General features: G+C 71.9%; 27 protein-coding genes and 1 pseudogene. 16 read left to right on the top strand and 12 right to left on the bottom strand.

The window, feature by feature from the left end:
• From ABTY98_RS03655 to nrfD, 3 genes are all read left to right on the top strand, one after another.
• A partial coding sequence (locus tag ABTY98_RS03655; protein WP_352219203.1) for a molybdopterin dinucleotide binding domain-containing protein occupies nucleotides 1-695 on the top strand: 695 nt, incomplete at its 5' end.
• A complete protein-coding gene (locus ABTY98_RS03650; RefSeq protein ID WP_352219202.1) occupies nucleotides 692-1,537 on the top strand; it encodes a 4Fe-4S dicluster domain-containing protein in 846 nt (281 codons plus the stop codon). The genes ABTY98_RS03655 and ABTY98_RS03650, both read left to right, overlap by 4 nt.
• Nucleotides 1,534-2,478 carry an NrfD/PsrC family molybdoenzyme membrane anchor subunit gene (gene nrfD / locus ABTY98_RS03645; RefSeq protein WP_352219201.1) on the top strand — a complete coding sequence of 315 codons (945 nt, stop codon included), beginning with the start codon at nucleotides 1,534-1,536 and terminating at the stop codon, nucleotides 2,476-2,478. Before ABTY98_RS03650 ends, nrfD begins: the two co-directional genes overlap by 4 nt.
• 12 nt (nucleotides 2,479-2,490) lie before the next feature.
• Here nrfD and ABTY98_RS03640 read toward each other — a convergent pair whose 3' ends face one another.
• The 3 genes from ABTY98_RS03640 to ABTY98_RS03630 all read right to left on the bottom strand — a co-directional run bounded on the left by ABTY98_RS03640 (nucleotide 2,491) and on the right by ABTY98_RS03630 (nucleotide 5,938).
• Nucleotides 2,491-3,519 carry an SDR family oxidoreductase gene (locus ABTY98_RS03640; protein ID WP_352219200.1) on the bottom strand — a complete coding sequence of 343 codons (1,029 nt, stop codon included), beginning with the start codon at nucleotides 3,517-3,519 and terminating at the stop codon, nucleotides 2,491-2,493.
• 123 nt (nucleotides 3,520-3,642) lie between these two features.
• Complete coding sequence (locus ABTY98_RS03635) at nucleotides 3,643-4,605, bottom strand: SDR family NAD(P)-dependent oxidoreductase (protein WP_352219199.1); 963 nt, start codon at nucleotides 4,603-4,605, stop codon at nucleotides 3,643-3,645.
• A gap of 292 nt (nucleotides 4,606-4,897) precedes the next feature.
• Nucleotides 4,898-5,938: a PHP domain-containing protein gene (locus tag ABTY98_RS03630; protein ID WP_352219198.1), complete on the bottom strand. Its 1,041-nt coding sequence runs from the start codon at nucleotides 5,936-5,938 to the stop codon at nucleotides 4,898-4,900.
• Between the two features lie 67 nt (nucleotides 5,939-6,005).
• Between ABTY98_RS03630 and ABTY98_RS03625 the strand changes: the two genes are divergently transcribed.
• On the top strand, nucleotides 6,006-6,254 hold the full coding sequence (locus ABTY98_RS03625; protein WP_352219197.1) for a hypothetical protein: 249 nt from the start codon (nucleotides 6,006-6,008) through the stop codon (nucleotides 6,252-6,254).
• 12 nt (nucleotides 6,255-6,266) lie between these two features.
• Here the strand turns inward: ABTY98_RS03625 and ABTY98_RS03620 are convergent, their stop codons facing one another.
• Nucleotides 6,267-7,508: a ricin-type beta-trefoil lectin domain protein gene (locus ABTY98_RS03620; protein ID WP_352219196.1), complete on the bottom strand. Its 1,242-nt coding sequence runs from the start codon at nucleotides 7,506-7,508 to the stop codon at nucleotides 6,267-6,269.
• A gap of 168 nt (nucleotides 7,509-7,676) precedes the next feature.
• Nucleotides 7,677-8,102 (bottom strand): VanZ family protein, encoded by a 426-nt coding sequence (locus ABTY98_RS03615; RefSeq protein WP_352219228.1) that lies wholly within the window; start codon nucleotides 8,100-8,102, stop codon nucleotides 7,677-7,679.
• Between the two features lie 533 nt (nucleotides 8,103-8,635).
• On the opposite strand from ABTY98_RS03615, the gene ABTY98_RS03610 reads away from it, so the two are divergent.
• Genes ABTY98_RS03610 through ABTY98_RS03585 form a run of 6 tightly spaced genes read left to right on the top strand, consistent with a single transcriptional unit; the run spans nucleotide 8,636 to nucleotide 12,360 of the window.
• Nucleotides 8,636-8,818 (top strand): hypothetical protein, encoded by a 183-nt coding sequence (locus ABTY98_RS03610; protein ID WP_352219195.1) that lies wholly within the window; start codon nucleotides 8,636-8,638, stop codon nucleotides 8,816-8,818.
• Nucleotides 8,815-9,267: an MrpF/PhaF family protein gene (locus ABTY98_RS03605; protein ID WP_352219194.1), complete on the top strand. Its 453-nt coding sequence runs from the start codon at nucleotides 8,815-8,817 to the stop codon at nucleotides 9,265-9,267. The genes ABTY98_RS03610 and ABTY98_RS03605 overlap by 4 nt, the downstream gene beginning before the upstream one ends.
• A complete protein-coding gene (locus ABTY98_RS03600; protein WP_352219193.1) occupies nucleotides 9,260-9,514 on the top strand; it encodes a Na(+)/H(+) antiporter subunit B in 255 nt (84 codons plus the stop codon). The genes ABTY98_RS03605 and ABTY98_RS03600 overlap by 8 nt, the downstream gene beginning before the upstream one ends.
• Nucleotides 9,511-10,251: a hydrogen gas-evolving membrane-bound hydrogenase subunit E gene (gene mbhE, locus ABTY98_RS03595; RefSeq protein ID WP_352219192.1), complete on the top strand. Its 741-nt coding sequence runs from the start codon at nucleotides 9,511-9,513 to the stop codon at nucleotides 10,249-10,251. The genes ABTY98_RS03600 and mbhE overlap by 4 nt, the downstream gene beginning before the upstream one ends.
• 10 nt (nucleotides 10,252-10,261) lie before the next feature.
• A complete protein-coding gene (locus ABTY98_RS03590; RefSeq protein ID WP_352219227.1) occupies nucleotides 10,262-10,609 on the top strand; it encodes a sodium:proton antiporter in 348 nt (115 codons plus the stop codon).
• Complete coding sequence (locus ABTY98_RS03585) at nucleotides 10,609-12,360, top strand: complex I subunit 5 family protein (protein WP_352219191.1); 1,752 nt, start codon at nucleotides 10,609-10,611, stop codon at nucleotides 12,358-12,360. The genes ABTY98_RS03590 and ABTY98_RS03585 overlap by 1 nt, the downstream gene beginning before the upstream one ends.
• A 27-nt stretch (nucleotides 12,361-12,387) precedes the next feature.
• Here the strand turns inward: ABTY98_RS03585 and ABTY98_RS03580 are convergent, their stop codons facing one another.
• The gene (locus ABTY98_RS03580; protein WP_352219226.1) at nucleotides 12,388-13,020 is read right to left on the bottom strand and encodes a DUF4230 domain-containing protein; all 633 of its coding nucleotides are present in this window, start codon (nucleotides 13,018-13,020) and stop codon (nucleotides 12,388-12,390) included.
• Between the two features lie 516 nt (nucleotides 13,021-13,536).
• Nucleotides 13,537-14,352 carry a helix-turn-helix transcriptional regulator gene (locus ABTY98_RS03575; protein WP_352219190.1) on the bottom strand — a complete coding sequence of 272 codons (816 nt, stop codon included), beginning with the start codon at nucleotides 14,350-14,352 and terminating at the stop codon, nucleotides 13,537-13,539.
• 74 nt (nucleotides 14,353-14,426) lie between these two features.
• On the opposite strand from ABTY98_RS03575, the gene ABTY98_RS03570 reads away from it, so the two are divergent.
• The 3 genes and pseudogenes from ABTY98_RS03570 to ABTY98_RS03560 form a co-directional block, all read left to right on the top strand.
• Nucleotides 14,427-15,143: an SDR family oxidoreductase gene (locus tag ABTY98_RS03570; protein ID WP_352219189.1), complete on the top strand. Its 717-nt coding sequence runs from the start codon at nucleotides 14,427-14,429 to the stop codon at nucleotides 15,141-15,143.
• A 59-nt stretch (nucleotides 15,144-15,202) separates the two neighbouring features.
• Nucleotides 15,203-16,159: a ribose-phosphate diphosphokinase gene (locus ABTY98_RS03565; RefSeq protein ID WP_352219188.1), complete on the top strand. Its 957-nt coding sequence runs from the start codon at nucleotides 15,203-15,205 to the stop codon at nucleotides 16,157-16,159.
• Between the two features lie 15 nt (nucleotides 16,160-16,174).
• Nucleotides 16,175-16,345, top strand: a pseudogene (locus tag ABTY98_RS03560) (EF-Tu C-terminal domain-related protein); the annotation flags it as partial.
• A gap of 28 nt (nucleotides 16,346-16,373) precedes the next feature.
• Here ABTY98_RS03560 and ABTY98_RS03555 read toward each other — a convergent pair.
• Together ABTY98_RS03555 and ABTY98_RS03550 are read right to left on the bottom strand one after the other, a co-directional pair.
• Complete coding sequence (locus ABTY98_RS03555; protein WP_352219187.1) at nucleotides 16,374-16,766, bottom strand: anti-sigma factor antagonist; 393 nt, start codon at nucleotides 16,764-16,766, stop codon at nucleotides 16,374-16,376.
• A gap of 174 nt (nucleotides 16,767-16,940) precedes the next feature.
• The gene (locus tag ABTY98_RS03550; protein WP_352219186.1) at nucleotides 16,941-17,369 is read right to left on the bottom strand and encodes a MarR family winged helix-turn-helix transcriptional regulator; all 429 of its coding nucleotides are present in this window, start codon (nucleotides 17,367-17,369) and stop codon (nucleotides 16,941-16,943) included.
• Between the two features lie 146 nt (nucleotides 17,370-17,515).
• On the opposite strand from ABTY98_RS03550, the gene ABTY98_RS03545 reads away from it, so the two are divergent.
• The gene (locus tag ABTY98_RS03545; RefSeq protein ID WP_352219185.1) at nucleotides 17,516-18,973 is read left to right on the top strand and encodes an aldehyde dehydrogenase family protein; all 1,458 of its coding nucleotides are present in this window, start codon (nucleotides 17,516-17,518) and stop codon (nucleotides 18,971-18,973) included.
• A gap of 25 nt (nucleotides 18,974-18,998) precedes the next feature.
• Nucleotides 18,999-20,105, top strand: a complete 1,107-nt coding sequence (locus ABTY98_RS03540) for an NAD(P)-dependent alcohol dehydrogenase (protein WP_352219184.1) — start codon at nucleotides 18,999-19,001, stop codon at nucleotides 20,103-20,105.
• A 19-nt stretch (nucleotides 20,106-20,124) separates the two neighbouring features.
• Here the strand turns inward: ABTY98_RS03540 and ABTY98_RS03535 are convergent, their stop codons facing one another.
• Nucleotides 20,125-21,075: an NADP-dependent oxidoreductase gene (locus tag ABTY98_RS03535; RefSeq protein ID WP_352219183.1), complete on the bottom strand. Its 951-nt coding sequence runs from the start codon at nucleotides 21,073-21,075 to the stop codon at nucleotides 20,125-20,127.
• 342 nt (nucleotides 21,076-21,417) lie between these two features.
• On the opposite strand from ABTY98_RS03535, the gene ABTY98_RS03530 reads away from it, so the two are divergent.
• A complete protein-coding gene (locus tag ABTY98_RS03530) occupies nucleotides 21,418-21,615 on the top strand; it encodes a hypothetical protein (protein WP_352219182.1) in 198 nt (65 codons plus the stop codon).
• Between the two features lie 4 nt (nucleotides 21,616-21,619).
• Here ABTY98_RS03530 and ABTY98_RS03525 read toward each other — a convergent pair whose 3' ends face one another.
• Together ABTY98_RS03525 and ABTY98_RS03520 are read right to left on the bottom strand one after the other, a co-directional pair.
• The gene (locus tag ABTY98_RS03525; protein WP_352219181.1) at nucleotides 21,620-22,207 is read right to left on the bottom strand and encodes a TetR/AcrR family transcriptional regulator; all 588 of its coding nucleotides are present in this window, start codon (nucleotides 22,205-22,207) and stop codon (nucleotides 21,620-21,622) included.
• Entirely contained in the window at nucleotides 22,204-22,566 is a 363-nt protein-coding gene (locus ABTY98_RS03520) for a DUF1304 domain-containing protein (RefSeq protein ID WP_352219180.1), read from the bottom strand. Before ABTY98_RS03520 ends, ABTY98_RS03525 begins: the two co-directional genes overlap by 4 nt.
• Nucleotides 22,567-22,600: the final 34 nt, after the last annotated feature.

Genomic DNA, 22,600 nt, shown 5'->3' with positions numbered 1-22,600 from the left:
CCCGCAGCCCGCCCCAGCAGAATCCGCGAACTGTGCACCGCTCACGGCCTCGCAGCGGCCTGACCTCAACCAGTCGACTTCGCCAACGGAATCAGGACTCCCCGTTCCCCAACGCCCTGTACCCGTCCGTCCCGCGCAACCCGGTGCGCCAGCTGCTGCCCCGTGAGGGCAACCGCTACCACCCGAGCGGAGACGAGAAGGGCGCCGAGGTGTACCCGTACGTCGTCACCACGCACCGCCTCACCGAGCACTTCACGGCAGGCGGCATGAGCCGCTGGTCGGAGTATCTGTCCGAGCTGCAACCGGAGTTCTTCTGCGAGGTCTCGCCCGCCCTGGCCCGCGAACGCGGCCTGGAGAACGGCGGCTGGGCCACCGTGATCACCGCACGCAACGCCGTCGAGGCGCGGGTGCTGGTCACGGACCGCATCCGCCCCCTGCGTGTCCAGGGCCGTATCGTCCACCAGATCGGCCTGCCCTTCCACTGGGGGCCCAACGGCTTGTCGACCGGTGACGCGGCCAACGAGCTGGTGGCCATCGCCCTCGACCCCAACGCCCACATCCAGGAGGACAAGGCGCTCTCCGCCGACATCCTGCCCGGCCGCCGTCCCCGCGGCCCCAACCTGCCGAAGCTGGTCGCCGAATACCGCAGGCGGGCCGGCATCACCGCGGCCACCGGAACGGAGGTACGCAAGTGACCCAGGAACGCGTCGGATTCTTCACCGACACCTCCGTCTGCATCGGCTGCAAGGCCTGCGAGGTCGCCTGCAAGGAGTGGAACGCGCTTCCCGAGGACGGCCTCTCGCTGACCGCCATGTCGTATGACAACACCGAGGCGCTCGGCGCCTCGACCTGGCGGCACGTGGCCTTCATCGAACAGCCGAGCCCGGACGGCCGTACCGAACTCCCTCTGGTGGACGGTGAGTCCGCGGACACGGGCAGCTCCGACATGCGCTGGCTGATGTCCTCCGACGTGTGCAAGCACTGCACCCACGCAGCCTGTCTGGACGTCTGCCCGACCGGTGCCCTGTTCCGCACCGAGTTCGGCACGGTCGTCGTCCAGGAGGACATCTGCAACGGCTGCGGCTACTGCGTGCCTGCCTGCCCGTACGGCGTCATCGAGCAACGGCCGTCCGACGGGCGGGTGTTCAAGTGCACCATGTGCTACGACCGCCTCGGCGCCGGACAGGAACCGGCCTGTGCCAAGGCGTGCCCCACCGACTCCATCCAGTTCGGCCCCCTGGACGAACTAAGGGAACGGGCCGCCCTGCGCGTCGACCAGCTGCACGAACAGGGCGTCGGCGACGCCCGGCTCTACGGCCACGATCCCGACGACGGGGTCGGCGGCGACGGCGCGTTCTTCCTTCTGCTGGACGAACCCGAGGTGTACGGGTTGCCGCCCGCCCCCGTGGTCACCACCCGCGATCTGCCCGCCATGTGGAGGCACGCGGGAGCCGCGGCCCTGTCCCTGCTGGGTGGCGTGGCGGCCTGCTTCGCGATCGCTGGAAGGACGGCAAAGACAGGAGGGACCCGGCGATGAGCGCCACCGAGCGTGCAGGGCGCAAGCGGCGCGGACGAGGTGAGCAACCCGTCGTCCCCCGCGCCGAGTTCCAGTCCTACTACGGCCGCCCGGTCATCAAGCCGCCGTCCTGGGCCGCCCCCGACATCGCCGGGTACTTCTTCCTCGGCGGGCTGGCGGGTGCCGGATCGGTCCTCGCCGCGGGGGCGCACCTGACCGGTCGTACCACGACCGCGACCGCACTGAAGGTGTCCTCGCTGACCGCCGTCTCCCTGTCGGCCGCCGCACTGATCCACGACCTGGGCAGGCCGAGCCGGTTCGCGAACATGCTGCGGGTGTTCAAGCCGACCTCACCGATGAGCATGGGGTCCTGGCTGCTCGGTGTCTACGGGCCCGCGGCGGGTGCGGCCGCCGCGAGCGCCGTGACCGGTCGGTTGCCGCGGCTCGGGGGCGCGGCGACCGGCGCCGCGGCGCTGCTCGGGCCGGCGGTCGCCACGTACACCGGGGTCCTGGCCGCCGACACCGCTGTGCCGGCCTGGCACGGCGCCCACCGTGAACTGCCTTATCTGTTCGGCGCCTCGGCCACGGCCGCGGCGGCCGGAATGGCCCTCGTGACCGGGCCCACGCACGAGAACGTACCCGCGCGCTGTGCCGCCGGGCTGGCGGCGCTGGCCGACGCCGCGGTGGAACGGGCCGCGGAGCGGCGGCTGGGCATGGTCGCCGAGACATGGCGGGAAGGACGGGCGGGCAACCTGCTGCGCGCCGCGCGGTACCTCACGGCGGCCGGCGCCCTGGGAGCCGTCGTGCTCGGTGGCCGCCGGGCTCCCGCGGTCGCGTCGGGACTCGCCCTCCTCGCCGGTTCGGCGTGCACGCGCTTCGGCGTGTTCGCGGCGGGCGTGGCGTCGGCGGAGGACCCGAAGTACACGGTGGTGCCGCAGCGGGAGCGGGCTGAGGCCGGCTGAGGCCGTCTCCCCTCAGCCGACCTTGCTCCCGTGCAACGGCCTCGTCGCCGCCCCGGCGCCCTCGCGCAGGCCCTCCAGGAACTCCTGCAGAACCTCGGTCGAGGTCCGGCGCGGTTGCCAGCCCAGTTCCTCGTGGGCCCGGGTGCAGTCCATCAGGGGCAGCCGCAGTACCGCGTCGAAAAGGTGCGGAGAGGCCGGCAGCAGGTGCAGGCCCCAGGCGGCGGCGATCGCCGACCGGGCCGCGGTGCGCGGCAGCCGGACCGGACGCGCACCGAACCGTTCGGCCAGTACGCCCGCGTCCAGCGGCGGATCGGCGGCCAGGTTGAAGGCACCTCGGACCTCGCTCGTCACGGCCAGCCGGAAGGCCTCGGCCGCGTCGTCGGTGTGCAGCGCCTGCACCCGCAGCCCGGGTACGTCCGGCAGGAAGTGCAGCAGCTCGGGCCGGGCCAGCGGACCGGGCAACAGCCGCCCGCCGAAGATCCGGCGCTGTTCGCTCGCCGACTCCCGTTTGAACATGAAGGCAGGACGCATCCGGACCACTCGCACGTCCGGGTGGTCGCGTTCGAAGATGTCCAGGGCCCGTTCGAGATAGGCCTTCTCCCGGCAGTAGGCGGCGTCCGGCCAGCCGTGCGTGGGCCAGGACTCGTCCACCGCCCGGTCCTTGGGGCCCGGGGCGTACGCGCCGACCGAGGAGGCGTGCACCAGCACCGGCACACCGGCCGTCGCCACCGCCTCGAAGACCCGGATGCCACCGAGCACATTGGTGCGCCAGGTCCGCGCCGGATCACGCGTCGGCTGGAACGCCCAGGCGAGATGGACCACCGCGTCGGCGCCCGCGAACAGCTCGGCCAGCGGCGTCCGCTCGGAAGCGATGTCCGCCGGCGACCACTCCGTGTTCGCGGGTGCCCAGTCCGGGATCCGCCGCGCCAGCCCCAGGATCGACCCGACCCCCGGATCCTCGGCGAGCGCCCGTACCACGCTCGTACCGACGTTCCCGGTGGCCCCCGTGACAACAACCTTGTGCTCCGCTGAGCTGCTCACCTTCGGCTCCTCTCACCGGCGGGCACGCCCCGGGTACCCGGGGCGCTCAGCGGGCACACCCGCTGAGCCGGGCCATGACCGGGAGATCATCGATACGCGCGGCAGCCTGAGCGCGGCCGGGTGTCAGGCGAACGCGTTCACGCCCGTCAGCTCCGCCGAGAGGTCCCAGAGCCGGGCGGCCTGGTCCGGGTCGATCGCCCAGGCCTTGACGCCGTTCGTCTCGCCCTCCACGGCGGGCTCGGCGATGTCGCAGTCCTCCAGGTACACCCCGCCCATGCCCGCCAGCTGCGGGGAGGTGGCCGCCCAGGTCTGGGTGGCCGCACCCTGCGGGGGCGTCTTGAAGCCCTGCGGGTTGAGGAAGTTGCCCTGCTCGTCGATCCATCCGCGCTCGACCATCTCCTCGCGGGGGATGTGCCGCTGGAGCGGGGTCATGATGCCGCCGGGGTGCAGGGCGAAGGCGCGCACGCCGGAGTCCTGGCCGAGCCGGTCGAGGTGCACCGCGAACAGCACGTTCGCGGTCTTGGCCTGGCCGTAGGCCTGCCACTTGTCGTAGTCGTGCTGCCACTGGACGTCGTCCCAGCGCATACCGGAGAAGTGGTGGGCGCGCGAGGAGACCGAGACGACGCGGGCGCCGCCCGGCTCAAGGGCGGGCCAGAGCCGGTTGACGAGGGCGAAGTGCCCGAGGTGGTTGGTGGCGAACTGGGCCTCCCAGCCGGGCCCCACGCGGGTCTCGGGGCAGGCCATGATCCCGGCGCTGTCGATCATGAAGTCGAGGGTCCGGCCGGAGGCCAGGAACCGCTCGGCGAAGCCGCGCACGCTGTCCAGGTCACCGAGGTCCAGCTCGTCCACCTCGACCCGGTCCAGGCCGGCCAGCGCATCCCGGGCGGCCTCGGCGCGCCGTGCGGGGACGACGACATGGGCGCCCGCCTCGGTCAGCGCCTTCGTGGTCTCCAGGCCGAGCCCCGAGTAGCCACCGGTGACGATCGCGAGCCGGCCGGCGAGGTCGAGGCCCGCAAGGACGTCGTCGGCGGTGCTGTCCGCGCCGAATCCGGAACCGATCTTGTGCTGAGGAGTCGTAGTGCTCATGACTTGAACGCTACGAATTGGAGTGCTCTCGAAGTCAAGCCGAGGCCCCGGAGCCCTCGGAAGGCCCCCGAACAGTGGAAAGCCCCGGCCGCGACGGGGGATTCGCGGCCGGGGCGGCCAGGTGGTGGGCACGGACGGCGGTCGCCTCGCGGCGAAAGGCTCCACAGGGCTTCAGCCGAACGATCTTCCCTGTGGGCAAATGGTGAGGCCCGGGGACACTGTCCCATCCGCACCCACGGCTGGTTCAACGGACAACAACCTCCCGGTGTTCCGAGCCCGTACGTGATCCGCGTCACCGCGAGGCGGCCACGCGCGCGGGGATCCGTCCCTCCCCGGTCCAGGTCAGCAGTTCCTCCGCCGACCAGGTGGTCACCACCCGTTCGGCGGGCACCCCGCACTCCTCGGCCCGGGCGCAGCCGAGGATCTGCCAGTCCAGCTGGCCGGGCGCGTGGGCGTCGGTGTCGATCGAGAACAGCACACCCGCCTCGACGGCCCGGCGCAGCAGCCGCCGGGGCGGGTCCAGACGCTCCGGGCGGCTGTTGATCTCCACGGCCGTACCGGACTCCGCGCACGCGGCGAACACCTCGTCCGCGTCGAACTCGGACTCCGGCCGCCCCCGGCCCGTGACCAGGCGGCCCGTGCAGTGGCCCAGGATGTCCGCGTGTGGATCGCGCACGGCTCGCACCATGCGCCGGGTCATCGAGCGGGCGTCCATCCGCAGCTTGGAGTGGACCGAGACGACGACCACGTCCAGCCGCTCCAGCAGCTCCGGTTCCTGGTCCAGCGAGCCGTCCTCCAGGATGTCGCACTCGATGCCGGTGAGCAGCCGGAACGGCGCCCAGGAGGCGTTGAGTGCTGCCAGCACCGCCAGCTGTTCGCGCAGCCGCTCCGGGGACAGTCCGCGGGCCACCGTGAGCCGGGGCGAGTGGTCCGTGAGCGCCGCCCACTCGTGGCCGAGCGCGGCCGCGGTGCGGCCCATCTCCTCGATGGGGCTGCCGCCGTCGGACCAGTCCGAGTGCAGATGGCAGTCCCCGCGCAGCAGCGCCCGCAGCCGGGACCCGGGACCCGTCGGAGGCGCACCCGCCTCCTTCTCGAGCTTGCGCAAATATCCGGGCAAATCTCCGGCCAGCGACTCCCGGACCACCTGGGCCGTCTTCGGGCCCACGCCCCGCAGCGATTCGAGGGTGTCCGCACGGGCCCGCTCGGCGACCTCGTCGGCGGGCAGGGCGGCCAGGACCCGTGCGGCGGTGCGGAAGGCACGGACCCGGTAGGACGGTGCCAGAGAGCGTTCCAGCAGGAAGGCGATCCGTTCCAGCGCCTCGACGGGTTCCATGGCCACCTCCACCGTCAGGGTGACTCAGGCAAGTCACTTCCGCCCGGGGAGATCTACCCTCGATTGCATGACCGAGATAGCGAGCCCGTTCATCTCCCAGCCGCGGATCCTGGTGCTCGGGGTCATGTCCGGAAGGCCGGGCACCCCGCCCTTCCGCATCGTGGAGATCGACGGTGAGGTGGTCGGTGAGGCGAGGGGCATCATCGACGTACTGGAAATCGCCGCGGCCTACGGGATCACGGTCCACGACCTCGACGACCCGTCCGTGGTCTGCTGGGTGGGCGGGGACAAGTTCAGCTGGGTGCCCCGCCGCTAGCCCTGCCTGCTCTCAGCCGACGGTCCACTTCTGGTTGGCGCCGCCCGAGCAGGTCCAGATCTGCAGTCGGGTGCCGTTGGCCGAGTTGTTGCCGGTGACGTCCAGGCACTTGTTGGCCTGCGGGTTCACGATGTCGTTCGCCGACGAGACGGCCCACTTCTGGGCGGCGGAGCCGTTGCAGTCGTAGAGCTGAACCGTCGTGCCGTCAGCTGTGCCGCCGCCGGTGACGTCCAGGCACTTGCCCAGCGCACGGATCGTGCCGTCGCTGCCGACCGTCCACTGCTGGGCGGCGGTGCCGTTGCAGTCGTAGAGCTGGACGGGGGTGCCGTTGGCGGAGTTCGCCCCGGCCACGTCCACGCACTTGCCCGCCAGGCCCTTGATCGCGACGCCGGCCGCGGTGTCGCTCGTCGTCACCGACACCGAGTCCACGACCAGCTGCGCCGGGAACGCCGTGGAGCTGTCGGGGTCGCCCGGCCAGTAGCCGCCGACGGCCAGGTTCAGGATCAGGAAGAACGGCTTGTTGAACGCCCACGTGTTGCCACCCACGTCGGCGGGCGTGCGCGTCTGGTAGACGTTCCCGTCGACCGACCACTTGATCGAGTTGGGTGCCCAGTCGACCGCGAAGGTGTGGAAGCCGTCCGCGAAGGCCTGGCCGTTCGGCAGCGTGTAGCCGGCGCCTATCCCTGCCGAGCCGGAGTAGCCGGGGCCGTGGATGGTGCCGTGTATGGTCGAGGGCTCGAAACCGACGTTCTCCATCACGTCGATCTCACCGGAGTTCGGCCAGCCGACCTGTCCGATGTCGTTGCCGAGCATCCAGAACGCGGGCCACATGCCCTGCCCGCGCGGGATCTTCATCCGGGCCTCGACATGCCCGTACTGGGCGCTGAACTTCCCGGACGTGTTCATCCGGGCCGAGGTGTACTGACAGGTGCCGTACCAGCACTGGTAGTTGGCGGGGTTCTCCTTCTTGGCCGTGATGACCAGGTGACCCTGGCCGTCGAGGGCCGCGTTGCTGGTGCCCGAGGTGTAGTACTCCCGTTCGTGGTTGTTGACGTTGTCGCCGGTCTCCAGCGTCCACTTCGAGGAGTTGACCGGCGAACCGGCGGCACCGTCGAAGGTGTCGGAGAAGGTCACGGCGGCCGCGCCGGCGTCGGCGGCCTCGGCCCAGTGCGCGGGACCGACCGCGACGGATCCGACCAGGGCGGCGGACAGGGCGGCGAAGAGGCATCTGCGGAGCATGCGTGGGGAGGCCACGGCTCTTCCTTCCGTACGGCGGCCGGGCGCGGGGAGGCATCCGGCCGGGGTGGGGGGTGAAGGCGTCGCCTCTTGATTTAAGAGGTGAGATAAGTGGGGCGTCAATCCCTTGGTACGGACCAGTACCGGACGATCACAGCCGGCCGGTCCGAAGGACCGGCCGGCCGCTCAGGCCTTGCGCCTGCGTGCGTGCACCGCCCGGCCGAGCCGCCGGCCCAGCAGCAGCCAACCGACCAGCGCCCCCGAGGTGTTGAGGATGACGTCGTCCACGTCGAAGGCCCGGCCGGTGACCAACGCGCCCTGCGCCATCTCCACCAGCAGCATGACGATCGCGGTGAGCGCCAGTACCTTCAGGATGCCCCGCGCACCGGGCGCGAGGACCGGCACGAGGATGCCGAAGGGGAGGCCGAGCAGGACGTTCCCGCCGATCTGCTTGACCGCGTCCCGGAACGCGGGCTGGTCGAGATAGATCTTGATGGTGGCGCCGGGGTGCAGATTGGTGTGGGCGATCGACACGGACGCCGGGGACGGATCGAGGGTAAGCCGGGCCAGGACCACGGCGAACGCCACCATCACGGCGAAGGCGCAGGTCATGGCCAGCAGCCGCAGCGGGAGGGGAAGCGGCCGACGCTCGACACCGGCCTTGGCGGAGGAGGCCCCCTTGCCGCCGGCGCCGCTCTTCTTGCCGGTGCCGCTCTTCTTGCCGGCGCCGGCCGCCTTGGCGGTGGCACCCTTCTTCGTGCCGGCGTCCGGCTTGGCGGTGCGGACCTTGACGACGCGTGCGGCCCTGGTGAAGACCCCGGCCTTTCTGCCGGGCCCCCCGTCCTCCTTCGTCCCCTCGTTCTTGTCGCTCTTGGCGATCCGCAGACGCGAGGCGGCGCTGACCATTGGTCCTCCACTCATCAACATTCCGGGGCGCTAAGCCAGTTACCCGCGAATCGTCCGGGGATGCCGAAGTCCCGGCGGCGGCCGGAGTGCGCCGGTGGTTTCCGCGCGCGCTCCCGGGGCACTCCGGGTCCGTTCCGCGTGCCGCCGCCGAGGGCGGTGGCCGCGGTGCTTGGATGCACAAGCGGCGAAGAAGCGACGAAACGGACATCGTGCCGCGAGGTGACCGGAGGAGGCGGCGTATGACCAGGCGAACGGCGCTCGTCGCCGCGGCCGAACTGCTGACCTGGTGGGCCGGACTCGCCCTGCTCTGGCTGGTGTTCATCAGCACCGTCGACACCCTGGAGCGGATCGTCGGCGCCGGCGTGGCGGCCGTCGGCGCCCTCGTGGCCCGCGCCGGCCGACGGGCGGTGACCTGGCGGTGAACGGCTGGATCCTGGCCGCGACCGTGCTGCTGGGCGGGGGAGCGGGCACCGCCCTGTGGGCGGTCGCCACCGGCCCGCTCAGCCGCCGGGTGGTCGCCCAGAACCTCGCCACCTCGGCGGTCTGCCCCAGCCTGCTGCTGCTCGCCCAGGGATACGGCCGTACGTCCTACGTCGATCTCGCACTGCTGCTGGCGCTCCTGGGACCGGTCGGCACCCTGGTCTTCGCCCGGCTGCTCGCGGACGACCTGGCGGCCGAGCGGCCCAGCGCCTGGGGTCTGACCTGGACGGCGGCCGGGGTCGGCGCGGTGGTCGTGCTCGTGCTGTGCGCGGTGACCGGACCGGGGCGGGCGATGGTGAAACTGCTGGTGATCGGGGCGCTGCTGATCGGCGGGAACGTGGTGGCCTCACGGGCGCTTTCCGGCGGGTTGCGGGGGGTGCGCGGTGGCTGACGCGGTGATCGTCGTCGCACTGCTGCTGACGGCCGCCTCGGCGACCGCGGCCGTGGCGACCCGTGACCCGGCCCGCCAGGCCCTGGTCCTGTCCCTGCTCGGCTTGCTCCTCGGCGCCCTCTTCACCGTGCTCCAGGCCCCCGACGTCGGCCTCTCCCAGCTCGCCGTCGGCTCCGCGCTGACCCCGCTGCTGATCATGCTGTCGGTCCGCAAGGTGAAGCGGCGCGGCAAGGAGGGCGACAGGTGACCCGGCGCCTGCGCATGTGTCTGCTGGCCCTCGGCGGCGCGGGGCTCGCCGCACTGCTGGTGGCCGCCTGCCTCGACCTGCCGTCCTTCGGCGGCCGCAGCCACCCCTACGGCGAACGCGCCGTCCGGGCCTCCCTGGCCCGGCACACGGCCAACGTCATCGCCTCCGTCAACTTCGACCAGCGCGCCTACGACACCCTCGGCGAGATGAGCATCCTCTTCGCCGCCGTCCTCGGCTGTGTGGTCCTGCTGCGCCAGAGCCGTGACGAGCACCGGGCCCGCCCGCGGCCCGCCGAAGTCGCCGTGCCCGTCCGCCGGTACGCCCTGCTGGTGCTTCCCGTCGCCCTGGTCACGGGCCTGTACGTCATCGCGCACGGCCAGCTCAGCCCCGGCGGCGGCTTCCAGGGCGGGGTCGTCGCCGCGACCGCCCTGCACCTGCTCTACCTCGGCGCCGACTACCGGGCCCTGGAACGCGTCCGCCCGATCGGCGTCTTCGAGGCCACCGACTCCCTCGCCGCCTGCGCCTACCTGGTCCTGGGCCTCTCCGGGGTGCTGGCCGGCACCGCGTTCCTCGCCAACACACTGCTGCCGTACGGCACGTTCAACACGCTGTCCTCCGGCGGTCTGGTCCCCCTGCTGAACGCGGCCATCGGCATGGAGGTGGCGGGCGCGGTCGTCGTGCTGCTCGCGGGCTTCCTCGACCAGGCCGTCGAGATCGAGGAGGAGAAAGGGAGTTGAGCCGCCGGTGATGCACGTCTTCCCCTATCTGGTCGCCGTCTGGATCTTCCTGACGGGCTGTTACGGCCTTGCCACCAGCCGGAACCTGATCCACGCCGTCGGCTGTCTGGCCGTCGTGCAGTCGTCGACGTATGTCCTGCTGCTCGCGGTCGGCTACCGCGACGGCGGCACCGCACCGGTCTTCTCCGACCTCACGCCCGGGACCCGGCCGCTGGTCGACCCGGTGGTGCAGGCCCTCGCCCTGACCGACGTGGTCGTCGGCGCGACCGTCACCGCGCTGCTGCTCGCGCTGGTCCTGCAGATCGCCAAGCGGCACGGCACGGTCGACCCGGACGAACTGACGGAGCTGCGCGGCTGATGCACCACCTGCTGCCGCTGCTCGTGGCCGTCCCGCTGCTCGGCGCCACCCTGCTGGTGGCCGGCGGCCGCCGGCTGCACCGGGTCCTCGCCGAGGCCTTCGCCTGCGCGGTGTGCGCGGGCACCTGCGCCCTCGCGCTGATCCTGCTGCTCAACTCCTCGCCCCCACTGGTCGAGTGGGTCGGCGGCTGGCGGCCGGTCGGCGGGGAGAGCGTAGGGATCGTACTGGTCGGGGACGGTCCCGCCCTCGGCATGGCCGCCCTCGCCTCGCTGCTGACCCTGGCCGCACTGGCCTATTCCTGGCGCTACTTCGCGGAGCCGCCGCACCGGCACGCGGGCTCCTACCCGGCGCTGATGCTGGTCTTCCAGGCCGGCATGTGCGGCTTCGCCGTCGCGGGCGACCTGTTCAACGCGTTCGTCTTCTTCGAACTGATGAGCGTCGTCGCCTACGCGCTGACCGGCTACCGCATCGACGAGGCGAAGGCGGTACAGGGGGCGCTGACCTTCGGCGTGGTCAACTCCCTCGGCGCGTACGCCATGCTGACGGGCATCGGCCTGCTGTACGCCCGCACCGGCGAACTGGGCATGGCGAAGATCGGCCACGGCCTGGACGCGCACGGCCGTCCCGACGCGCTGGTCCTGGCCGCCTTCGTCCTGGTGCTCACCGCACTGCTGGTCAAGGCGGCCGCCGTGCCCTTCCACTTCTGGCTCCCGGACACCCACGCCGTCGCCCCCACCCCGGTGTGCATGCTGCTCTCCGGAGTCATGGTCGAGCTCGGCACCTACGGTGTGTGGCGGGTGTACGGCACGGTCTTCGCCGGACCCGGCGGCATCCCGGCCGCCGACCTGGAGCGGGCGCTGGTCGTCCTCGGTGTGCTCACGGCCGTGCTGGGCGCGTTCATGTGCTGGCACCAGCGGCACATCAAGCGGCTGCTGGCCAACTCCACCATCGCCCACACCGGACTGTTCCTCGTCGGCCTCGGCGTCCTCACCCCGCAGGGCGACGCCGGAATCGCCCTGTACCTGCTCGGGCACGCCGGGGTGAAGGCCGCCCTGTTCGCCTGCGCGGGGATCCTCCTGGACCGTTACGGCAACGTCGACGAACGCGCGCTGCACGGCCGGGCCAAGGAACTGCGCACGGTGGGCGTCCTGTTCGTCCTCGGGGCGCTGGCCCTCGCGGGGCTGCCGCCGTTCGGCACCGCGCTCGGCAAGTCGGCCGCCGAGGAGGCGGTGGGCGCTCCGCTGACCGTGCTGTACGTCGTCGTGTCGGCGGTGACGGCGGGGGCGGTGCTGCGGGTCGCCGCCCGGGTCTTCCTCGGCCTCGGCGACAGTCCGCCCCCGGGCGACGCGTACGAGACCACCGGGGCCGGTGAGGAGCCCGAGACCGAGGGCCGGCTGGGGCGGATCCCGGACACGATGGTCGCCGTCCCCGCCGTGCTGCTGGCCGGCGCCCTCGCCGTGGGCCTCGCCCCCGGCTTTCCGGAGGTGCTCGCCCATGCCGTCGACAGGGGCAGGACCCCGGTCGCCGTCCACTGGACGATGACCGGGGTCCTGCTCGGCTGCCTCTCCACCCTCCTGGCCGTCGGCCTGGCCGCCCTCGCGGTCGCCCGCCCCGGCCTGCTGGTGGCGCGGGGCCCGGCGCTGCCGCTGCGCCGCCTGCAGTCCGGGCACGTCGGGGACTACGTGGCCTGGCTGCTGGTCGGCGCCGCCGCGCTCGGGGCGCTGGCTCTGCCCACTGTGCTGGGCGGCTGATCACACGGTCCTGATCACACGGACTGATCAGACCGTGCCGTAGGACACATGCACCTCCGTGAACCCCAGGGAGTGCAGCAGGCCCTCCAGCATGTCGGTGGTGTTGGTCTCGGCCCGCTTGGTCAGACCGCTGGTCTTGGCCGCGTCCGAGATGTGCTTGACGGCCAGTTTCTGCACCGCCTGCTCGCTGTTGGGGTTGTCCGAGAACAGGTCGCCGAGCCGGTCCAGCAGTCCGCGTTGCTTGGAGACGGCGTAGGAGTGGTCGGCGTCGAGGGCGGCCTTGCCGAGTTGCGCGTGCGGCAGCCGGATGGTGGCCTCGGTGCGGTCGTCGTTGACCGTCACGTCCTTCTCGGCGATCTTGCCGAGGTCGACATAGGAATCCACGGTGCCCGCCCCGACGTACAGGGTGCGGGTGCCACGGATCGCGCTCGGCAGGTACTTGGCGTCCTTCTCCAGATCCACGACGACCTGGAAGTTGCCGGAGGCCGCGTCGTAACGGCTCATGTCCTGGATGGACTTGAGCAGCGCCGGGCCCGTGTTGTCACGGGTTTCCGTACCGAACAGGTCCTTGATGCCCGGTAGTACCGCCAGCTTGATCCCGGCGAACAGCACCACGAGCACCAGCACGAACGCGGTGAGCAGCTTCGCCCAACCGGGCATGCGCCGGGGCCGGGCCTTGACGGGAGCCTCCTTCGCGGAGGTCTCCTTGCTCTCCTTGGTGGAACTCGCCATGTGACGGTCCTCCTTTCCCACGAGACGAATGCCCGCCGAAAGCCTTGCCAGACCGTGTTGTTGGCCGATTGAGACAGCTGACGCAGTACTGGTACACGCTTTGGCGCGGAGCGACCTCCCCTCGGCGTACCAGGAGCCCCGGACGACCGTGTGGAGCGGCCCGACGGGCTGGTGACCCAGAAGTTTCGGGCCATCAGCGGGTGCGCGGCACGGTGCAGCCGACGGCCACCTGCGAGCCGTCGCCCCGTCGGCGGCCCTGGGCCGGAGCCCGACCACATCGACCGCGAACGCATCCGCGGCGGGGGCCTGCTCCCGTGACGATCTGGTCTGCGGGCCGGCGGTCGCCGGACACCAGACCACGATGTCCACGCTCGGCAACATCGCCGTGGAGCGGCCCGAGTCGAGCCGGTCGTACGACCGGACGTCGTACCGTACCTGGCCCGGCTAGACCCGCTCGGCCAGCTCCGCGATCCGGCGCGCCGACACCGAGCCCGGATCCGCTGTCACGAGGACGACCTCCTGGTCGTCCTCCGGCACCAGCAGGACGTCGCAGTTGAGCCGCAGCCGCCCCAGTTCCGGATGGTCGAGAACCTTGCTGCGATGCCCCGGGGCATGCACCGGATGGGTCGCCCAGATCCGCCGGAACTCCTCGCTCCGCGTGCGCAACTCGTCCAGCAGTGCGGCGAGTTGCCCGTCGTGCGGATACCGCTCGGCGGCCCGCCGCAGCCGGGCCACCACGATGTGACCGAATTCCCCGGCCGTGGAACTCGCGTACATCCGTCCCTCGCCCAGGAAGCGCCGCCGCGCCAGGTTGGTCGTGCCGTGTCCCAGGTCTCCCCCGAACAGCAGCTGCGCGAGGGGGTTCCAGGCGACCAGGCCGTAGGACGCGTCGGTGACGATCGCCGCGGTGTCGGGCAGCCGCTCCAGCATCCCGGCCACGTGCGGGCGCACCCGCCGGACCGCCGTGGGGGCGGGCGGGAGTGCGGGCGAGCCGGCCAGCCGGAAGAGATGGCTGCGCTCCGCGGGGGCCAGCCGCAGCGCCCCGGCCAGGGCGTCCAGGACGCGCGGAGAGGGGCGGGGGCCGCGGGCCTGCTCCAGCCGGGTGTAGTAGTCGACGGACATATGGGCCAGCTCCGCGACCTCCTCGCGCCGCAGGCCGGGCGTACGGCGCGGGACGGTGCCCGGCGAGAGCCCCACCGTCTGCGGTCGCAGGCCCGCCCGGCGCTCCCGCAGGAAGCGGGCCAGTTCCTGCCTCGCCATACCGCCGCCTCCCCGGTCCGCCTGGTACAGGTGGTCCCTGGCAGGACGGACGCGGCCGGGGAATCGTGGCTGTCATGAACGATCGCACAGCACTCGTCACCGGTGCCAACAAGGGCATCGGCTTCCATGTCGCCCGGCTTCTCGTCGCGGAGGGCTTCAGCGTCCACGTGGGTTCCCGGGACATCGAGCACGGCGAGCGGGCCGTGGCGCGGATCGGCGGCGACGCGCGGCTCCTGGTCCTCGACGTCACCGACCCCGGCAGCATCGAACGCGCCGCCGCCCGCGTCGACCGCCTGGACGTCCTGGTCAACAACGCGGGCGTCCAGCCGGTGACCGGCCCGCCCACCGAAACCGGCGTCGAGGACCTCCGGCGGACGTACGAGACGAACGTCTTCGGCGTCGTCGCGGTCACCAACGCCTTCCTGCCCGCCCTGCGCCGCTCCGCCCACCCGCGCATCGTGAACGTCTCCAGCGGCACCGCGTCCCTCACCTGGAGTACGCACCCCAATCCGCAGTTCGCCCACGGCAGCCCCCGGTCCGCCGCCTACCGTTCCTCGAAGACCGCACTCAACGCGCTGACCGTGTTCTACGCCCAGGAACTGGCCGAGGACGGCATCAAGGTGAACGCCGTCGCCCCGGGGCGGCGGGCCACCGACCTGGTCCCCGGGATGGCCGACCGGGGCGGCGATCCGGCCGAGGGCGCACAAGGGGTCGTACGCCTTGCACTGCTGCCCGACGACGGTCCCACGGGCGGGTTCCACTCCTGGGACGGCACACCCGTGCCCTGGTGAGAGCGCCACGGTCCGTAGCATGAGCGCGTAGCCCGTATTGATCATGCGAGGAGCGGATCGTGCGAGACATCGCAGTCTTCACCGGCAGCGCCCATCCCGAGCTGGCCGAGGAGGTCTGCGCGCACCTCGGGGTGCCGCTCAGCCCGACGCGGGTCAGCCGGTTCGCCAACGACTGTCTGGAGGTACAGCTCCAGGCGAACTGCCGGGAGCGGGACGTCTTCCTGATCCAGCCCCTGGTCCGGCCGGTGCAGGAGCACCTGGTTGAGCTGCTGCTGATGTGCGACGCCGCCCGCGGCGCCTCCGCGGGCCGGATCACCGTCGTCATGCCGCACTACTCCTACGCCCGGTCCGACAAGAAGGACGCCCCGCGCATCTCGCTCGGCGGCCGCCTCGTCGCCGACCTGCTGGTGGCCGCCGGCGCCAGCCGGGTCCTCGCCATGACCCTGCACGCCCCGCAGGTGCACGGTTTCTTCTCGGTGCCGGTCGACCATCTGCACGCACTGCGGGAGCTGGCCGCGCACTTCCGGCGGTACGACCTGACGCGTACCACCGTCGTCTCGCCCGACCTCGGCAACGCCAAGGAGGCCGCCGCCTTCGCCCGGCTGATCGGCGCCCAGGTGGCGGCCGGCGCCAAGCAGCGGTTCGCCGACGACCGGGTCGTCATCAGCTCCGTCATCGGCGATGTGGCCGACCGGGACGTCATCGTGCTCGACGACGAGATCGCCAAGGGCAGCACGGTGATCGAACTGCTGGAGCGACTGCGGGAGTTGGGGCCGCCGCGGTCCATCCGGGTGGCGTGCACCCACGGGCTGTTCGCGGCCGGTGCGCTCAAGCGGCTGAGCGAGCAGCCCGACGTGCTGGAGATCGTGTGCACCAACACCGTTCCGGTACCCGTCGAGGAGTACACCGACAAGCTGCGGATCCTGTCCATCGCCCCGGCGCTCGCCGAGGCCGTACGCCGTATTCACAACGGTGAGTCCGTGAGCGCCCTGTTCGACGAGCCGCGCAACCTCTAGACAGGAAGGAGCATCAGGCCCGGACCGGTGTTCGAGAACTACCGGCCCCAGTTCTACTTCCGCACCACCGACGTGACCGGAGTCGTCACCCTGCCGCCGGGCACCGAGATGCTGATGCCGGGCGACAACACCACCGTGCACGTCCAGCTGATCCAGCCGATCGCGATGGAGGAGGACCTCAAGTAGCCATCGCAGCACATCCTCTGATGTGACGTCATAACGATCCGGACGTGGCCTCCGGCCGGCCCAGGGCCGCGTCCAGCGTCGCCAGCGGCGGCAGCAGCTGCGACAGTCCCGTCACCTTGAGCACGCGCAGGGTCAGCGGGTGGGTGCACACCAGCTGGAGCTGTCCGCCGCGCTCCGTCACCCGGCCGCGCGCCCGGTACAGCAGCCGCAGCCCGGAACAGTCGAAGAAGTCGACATGCAGCAGGTCGATCACCACCCGGGTGGCCTCCCGTGCGGTCACCCGGTCCAGGTACGGCGCGATCTCGGTCGCCGCCGCGATGTCGATCTCGCCCCGGAACTCCAGCACCGTGTATCCGCGGTCCTGGTGGACGCGCAGGTGCCGGGTGAGCGGCGCGGGATCCTGTCGGGGTTCCTGGCGCACGACGGCATCACCTCCCACCCCGGCCGGTCCAATTCCGTTCCCCGCCTTGCAAGTTACCCTCGATAGAGGGAATTTGAGCATGTTCGATTGACATATGTCTGCTGCTTCGGTGCGTCATTTTCTGTGGCGTACGCGACAGTCGGGGGCCCGGCACGTGGGAGCGCTACCACCACTCTAGGACAGCGCGTGCCACGCCTTGCCCAGCGCCTGGCGAAACTGCTCCTCCTGGTGGGCGGTGAGCTCGCGGGCCATCCGCTCCTCCAGCTCCCGCACCGGCCCGGCGACCCCGGCGAGCAGCTCGCGCCCGGCGTCGGTCAGCAGGAGCAGCAGCTCCCGCCGGTTGCGCGGATTGCGCTCCCGCCGGATCAGCCCACGGCTCTCCAGCGACCGTACGAGGTCCGCCATCGACTGGGCGGTCACAAAGGAGTCCCGCGCCAACTGGGCGGCCGAAAGACCGTCATGGCGCTCCAGGACGGTCAGGGCCGTGTACTGCAGCGCGGTGATCCCGGCGGGCTTCACCAGCTCGTCGAGGTGCGAGCGCACCACGAGCTCCAGCTGCTTGACCATGTACAGCAGCGAGGGGCGTGTCCTTGTACCGACCATGCGTTCACCCTAGACCATTGACAGGAATCCTGTCTGTAATCAGACTGCGGACCAGGAGCTGAACCGACAGGAATCCTGTTTGTTGAAAACTTGGCGATCGCGGCGATATAGACGCCGGCCGCGCCATCGACGCTGGGGAGTGGGCAATGACGACCACCTTCGAGTCGGTACCCGGGCAGCTGTTCATCGGCGGACAGTGGCGGGAAGCCGCCGACGGGGCCCGCAGTGAGGTGACCGATCCGGCCACCGGCCGGGTGATCACCACCGTCGCGGAGGCGGGCGCCGGCGACGTCGACGACGCCGTGCGTGCCGCCCGGGAGGCCTTCGACGCGGGGGAGTGGCCGGGGCTCAGCGGCCGGGAGCGCGGCCGGGTGCTGCACCGGATCGCCGAGCTGATCCGGGAGAACGCGAAGGAGATAGCCGCCCTGGAGAGCCTGGACGTCGGCAAGCCGATCACCCTGGCCGGCGCCGTCGACGTCACCAACGCGGCCAACGACTACGAGCACTTCGCGGCCCTCGCCCACTCCCTGGACGGTGCCGTCCGCGACACCCCGCTCAACGCCCTCGCCTACACCCGGCGCGAACCCCTCGGCGTGGTCGCCGCCATCACCCCCTTCAACTTCCCCCTGATCCTGGCCGGTTCGAAGATCGGCCCGGCCCTCGCCGCCGGCAACACCGTCGTCCACAAGCCCGCCGACGAGACCCCGCTCAGCGCTCTCTACATGGCCCGCCTGTTCCAGAAAGCGGGCGTCCCCGACGGCGTCGTCAACGTCGTCACCGGCGCCGGACCGGTCGCCGGCGAGGCCCTGCTGCGCCACCCCGGCGTCGACAAGGTCGCCTTCACCGGCTCCACCGCCGTCGGCCGGCATGTGGCGAGCACCGCCGGGGAGGCGCTGAAGCCGGTCACCATGGAGCTCGGCGGCAACGCGGCCCACCTGGTCTTCGAGGACGCCGACCTGGAGAAGGCGGTCGGCGCGGTCATCAAGGCGTTCGTCTTCAACACCGGCCAGTTCTGCATGGGCGGCCCCCGGCTGCTGGTCGCCCGTCCCGTACACGCCACCCTCCTCGGGATCCTTGCCGAGGCCGTCCCCGGCGTCCCGGTCGGCGACCCGCGCGACCCGGCGACCGTGGTCGGCCCGATGGCGGGGGAGAAGCATCTGCGCAAGGTCGAGGAGTACGTCGAGCTCGCCCGCAAGGAGGGCGGCCGTATCGTCTGTGGCGGTGAACGCCTCGACCTGAACGGCGGCCACTACTACCGGCCGACCGTCATCGCCGACCTGCCGAACGACTCCCGGGTGATCCAGGACGAGATCTTCGGCCCGGTCCTCACCGTGCAGCCCTTCGACTCGGAGGACGAGGCCGTCGCCCTCGCCAACTCCACGCCGTACGGCCTGGCCTCTGGCATCCAGACCGGCAACCTCGCCCGCGCCCACCGCGTCGCCGCCCGCCTCCAGGCCGGGATCGTCTGGGTCAACGACTGGGCGATGCTCGACTCCGCCGTCCCCTTCGGCGGTGTCAAGGCCTCCGGCTTCGGCCGCGAGTACGGCCCCGAGTCCCTTGCCGCCTACACCAAGGTCAAGTCCGTCGTCGTCTCGCTCGACTGAGCCCCGCCCACCAGGAGTCCGTACGATGCCCATCACCACCCGAGCCGCCGTGGTCGAGTCCGGCGGCGCGCCCTTCACCCTCAGCGACGTCGAACTCGACGAGCCGGGGCCGTACGAGGCGCTCGTCCGCATGGTGGCCACCGGCCTGTGTCACACCGACCTCAGCGTGGCGAGCGGCGCGCTCCCCTTCCCGCTGCCCGGGGTCCTGGGCCACGAGGGCGCCGGAGTCGTCGAGGCCGTCGGTTCCGCCGTCACCGCCGTGGCCCCCGGCGACCACGTCGTGCTGTCCTTCACCTCCTGCGGCAACTGCCGCAACTGCCACGGCGGTCACCCCGCCTACTGCGCCACCTGGCTGCCGCTCAACCTGATCGGCGGTCGCCGCGCCGACGGCACCGGCACGGTCGTCCGCGACGGCGAGCCACTCGGCGGCCACTTCTTCGGCCAGTCCTCCTTCGCGGAACGGGCGCTGGTGGACGAGCGCAGCCTGGTCAAGGTCGACCCCGAGGTCCCGCTGGAGACGATCGCGCCGCTCGGCTGCGGGGTGCAGACCGGGGTCGGCGCCGTGTGGAACGTACTGGAGCCGGCCACCGGCAGCACGATCGTCGTCCTCGGCGCCGGAGCGGTGGGCCTTTCGGCGGTCATGGCGGCCGCGCTCACCCCGGCCACCACGGTCATCGCCGTCGACCGGGTCGCCGAGCGCCTCGAACTGGCACGGGAGGTGGGCGCCACCCACACCGTCGACGCCACCCGGGAGAGTGTGCCGGAAGCCGTCCAGCGCCTCTCCGGGGGGCACGGCGCCGACGGCATCGTGGAGACGACCGGCAGCGTCGCCGTGCTCCGCCAGGGCGTCGACGCCCTGGCCGCCCGCGGCACCCTGGTCGTCGTCGGAGCCCCGCCCTTCGGCACCGAAGTCCCCCTGGACGTCAACGGGTTGCTCGCCGGCAAGCGGATCGTCGGCCTGACCCTCGGCGACAGCGAGACCCAGGCCTTCATCCCGGCCCTGGTCCGGCTGGTCCGCGAGGGGCGCCTCCCGCTGCACCGGCTGATCAGCACCTACCCGTTCGCCGAGATCGACCGGGCCGTGCAGGACATGAGCACGGGCAAGGCGATCAAGCCCGTGCTCACCTTCTGATCCCTTGGCCCTTCTGGGGTCAGTCCACCACCAGGACCAGCTTGCCCGTGGTCCGGCCGGTGCCGCCCAGTTCATGGGCCTTGGCGGCATCGGCCAGCGGGAAGGTCCCCGCGACGGTGGCCCGCAGCTTCCCCTCCTCCACCAGCCCGGCGACCGCCTGCATCCCGGCCCGGTCGGCGTCCACCAGCATCCGCACCGCCCGCACGCCCAGCCGCTCGGCCTCCTCGTACAGCTCCGCGGAGCCCACCGGCAGGATCGACACCAGGACCCCGCCCGGCCGCAGCACCCGCAGCGAGTCGGTGGAGGTGTCACCGCCGATCGTGTCGAGCACGACGTCGACGTCCCGCACCGCGTCCGTGACGTCCACGGACCGGTAGTCGACCGGCTCGTCCACGCCGATCTCCCGCAGGAAGTCGTGCTTGCCGGCGCTCGCCGTGCCGATCACATACGCGCCGCGCGCCTTGGCGATCTGCACCGCCACATGCCCGACCCCGCCGGCCGCCGCATGGACCAGCACCCGCTGCCCCGGCCGCAGGTCGGCGTACTCCACCAGCGCCTGCCAGGCCGTCAGTGACACCAGCGGCAGCGCGCCCGCCTGGACGTGGTCGATCCCGGACGGCTTCGGCACCAGGGCGCGGACGGGGACGATCGCGTACTCGGCGTGCGTGCCGTGACCGAACGGGTAGGGGACCATGCCGAAGACCTCGTCGCCGGGCCTGAAGGCGGCGACCCCGATCCCGGTCTCCTCGACCGTGCCGGAGACGTCCCAGCCGAGGACGAAGGGCGGCTTGCCCAGAAAGCCGCCGTTCTCCCGGTGCTTCCAGTCGGTCGGGTTCAGCCCGGCGGCCCGCACCCGGACCAGCACCTCGTTGGGGCGCGGCCGCGGCCGCGCCACCTCGATCACCTTGAGTACCTCGGGTCCGCCGAGGATGTCCTGGCTGACCGCACGCATCGTGTTCACATCGCTCATGGTCACCCAGCCTGCCGGGATGCGCTCGTCCGGGAAATGGCACGATGGTCAACCTTCGATACGATCGTGCCAAGCCTGCCGTCTCGGGGAGAGCATGAGCGTTCCGGCCCGCACCGGCGTCGAAGGAGGGTAACGTGCGTGGAGAAGGGGCGGGCGTGCGCAGAGGGCCGGCGGCGGCGAAGGCACTGGTGGCGGGGGAGGTCGACGCCAGGCGGCGGGAAGCGGGTCGCGTGCTCTGCTCCTACGACGTCGGGGGCGCACGAGGGTGGCGGTCGTGGTCGCCAAGGATTTGTCGGCGCTCCCGGTCGGCCCGAGGGCTGGATGGGCGCGAGTGGTCGGCGCGTGCCCGTCACGGAGATCGCCAGTTTCTCCGGCGCGGAGCACTGCGGCTGGCAGTCCGCGTACTTCCCGACGCTCGGTGAGAAGACGTGCGTCCGTCATCCGCACCGCATCACAGACGACGGCGACACGGCGTACGTCCGCACCTCCCAGGGCGTGGAGGCCTGGCCGAAGGAGCGGCGCGTCTTCGCCTGCGACTGACCGGTCAGCGGCTCATGTGCAGGGCGACCAGCAACTGCCAGACCTGGTCGGCGACTTCGCCGGGTCGGGCGTCCAGCAGACCGTGCAGCCAGTCGGCCAGCACCCCGGCGAAGGTGGCGGCCACCGCCGAGGCCACCAGTGGGGCGTCCGCCGCCCCCACCAGCTCCCGCTCGGCGAGGCTGCGCGCCCGCAGGTCCCGGTGCAGCACCCGGCCCAGCGGACCCCCGCCGCCCGGCGCGAGCAACTCCCGGTACAGGGCCGCGTGCGGAACCAGCCCGGCGAAGAACTCCAGCAGCGCCGGTGGCGCGTGCACCGGATCGGGGCGGCCCCGCCAGGCGTGCAGCGCGTCCACCGCCTCCCGTACGACATCAGCGCAGGCGTCGACCGCCAGCGCCTCCAGACCGTCGTAGTGGACATAGAACGTGGCCCGGCCCACCCCGGCCCGGCGCACCAGTGCGGCCACCCCCACCTCCGCCAGCGGCCGCTCGGCGCACTCCGCCAGCAGGGCCGCCCGTAGCCGCGCCCGGGTGCGGGCTGCGCGGGGGTCCTCGGCTGCCGGGCGGGGCACGGGGCCGGTCGTCGGGTCGGTCATCGGGTCGCGAGGACGGCGGCCAGGGCGAGCGCACCGGGCAGCGCCTGCGCGACCAGGATCCGCCGGTTGGCCGTGACCGCGCCGTACACCCCCGCCACGACCGCGCACGACAGGAAGAACACCTGGGCGCGGAAGCCCGTCGGGTCGGCCGCCACCAGCCCCCATATCAGGCCGGCCGCCAGAAAACCGTTGTACAGGCCCTGGTTGGCGGCGAGCGGCGCGGTCCGCCGGGCCAGTTCCGCGTCGAAGCCGTGGAAGCGCATCCCCGGCTTCTTCTGCCACAGGAACATCTCCATCACCAGGATGTACGCGTGCAGCGCGGCCACCAGGCCGACCACCGCGTTCGCCAGGATTTCCATGATCGACCGACTCTCTCGCTCATTTGGACAGGTG

This window comes from Streptomyces sp. NPDC096040, from assembly GCF_040303265.1.
Taxonomy (GTDB): domain Bacteria; phylum Actinomycetota; class Actinomycetes; order Streptomycetales; family Streptomycetaceae; genus Streptomyces.
This window is presented reverse-complemented; position numbering and strand designations above follow the sequence as displayed.

Excerpts from the sequence above, each read along its gene's own strand:
- ABTY98_RS03625 (WP_352219197.1), top strand. The coding sequence starts at position 6,006 with ATGACCGAGATAGCGAGCCCGTTCATCTCCCAGCCGCGGATCCTGGTG.
- ABTY98_RS03570 (WP_352219189.1), top strand. The coding sequence starts at position 14,427 with ATGAACGATCGCACAGCACTCGTCACCGGTGCCAACAAGGGCATCGGC.
- ABTY98_RS03580 (WP_352219226.1), bottom strand. The coding sequence starts at position 13,020 with ATGCCCGGTTGGGCGAAGCTGCTCACCGCGTTCGTGCTGGTGCTCGTG.
- ABTY98_RS03575 (WP_352219190.1), bottom strand. The coding sequence starts at position 14,352 with ATGGCGAGGCAGGAACTGGCCCGCTTCCTGCGGGAGCGCCGGGCGGGC.
- ABTY98_RS03635 (WP_352219199.1), bottom strand. The coding sequence starts at position 4,605 with ATGAGCACTACGACTCCTCAGCACAAGATCGGTTCCGGATTCGGCGCG.
- nrfD (WP_352219201.1), top strand. The coding sequence starts at position 1,534 with ATGAGCGCCACCGAGCGTGCAGGGCGCAAGCGGCGCGGACGAGGTGAG.
- ABTY98_RS03585 (WP_352219191.1), top strand. The coding sequence starts at position 10,609 with ATGCACCACCTGCTGCCGCTGCTCGTGGCCGTCCCGCTGCTCGGCGCC.
- ABTY98_RS03630 (WP_352219198.1), bottom strand. The coding sequence starts at position 5,938 with ATGGAACCCGTCGAGGCGCTGGAACGGATCGCCTTCCTGCTGGAACGC.
- ABTY98_RS03535 (WP_352219183.1), bottom strand. The coding sequence starts at position 21,075 with ATGAGCGATGTGAACACGATGCGTGCGGTCAGCCAGGACATCCTCGGC.
- ABTY98_RS03590 (WP_352219227.1), top strand. The coding sequence starts at position 10,262 with ATGCACGTCTTCCCCTATCTGGTCGCCGTCTGGATCTTCCTGACGGGC.
- ABTY98_RS03520 (WP_352219180.1), bottom strand. The coding sequence starts at position 22,566 with ATGGAAATCCTGGCGAACGCGGTGGTCGGCCTGGTGGCCGCGCTGCAC.
- ABTY98_RS03545 (WP_352219185.1), top strand. The coding sequence starts at position 17,516 with ATGACGACCACCTTCGAGTCGGTACCCGGGCAGCTGTTCATCGGCGGA.
- ABTY98_RS03610 (WP_352219195.1), top strand. The coding sequence starts at position 8,636 with ATGACCAGGCGAACGGCGCTCGTCGCCGCGGCCGAACTGCTGACCTGG.
- ABTY98_RS03540 (WP_352219184.1), top strand. The coding sequence starts at position 18,999 with ATGCCCATCACCACCCGAGCCGCCGTGGTCGAGTCCGGCGGCGCGCCC.
- ABTY98_RS03615 (WP_352219228.1), bottom strand. The coding sequence starts at position 8,102 with ATGACCTGCGCCTTCGCCGTGATGGTGGCGTTCGCCGTGGTCCTGGCC.
- ABTY98_RS03525 (WP_352219181.1), bottom strand. The coding sequence starts at position 22,207 with ATGACCGACCCGACGACCGGCCCCGTGCCCCGCCCGGCAGCCGAGGAC.
- ABTY98_RS03550 (WP_352219186.1), bottom strand. The coding sequence starts at position 17,369 with ATGGTCGGTACAAGGACACGCCCCTCGCTGCTGTACATGGTCAAGCAG.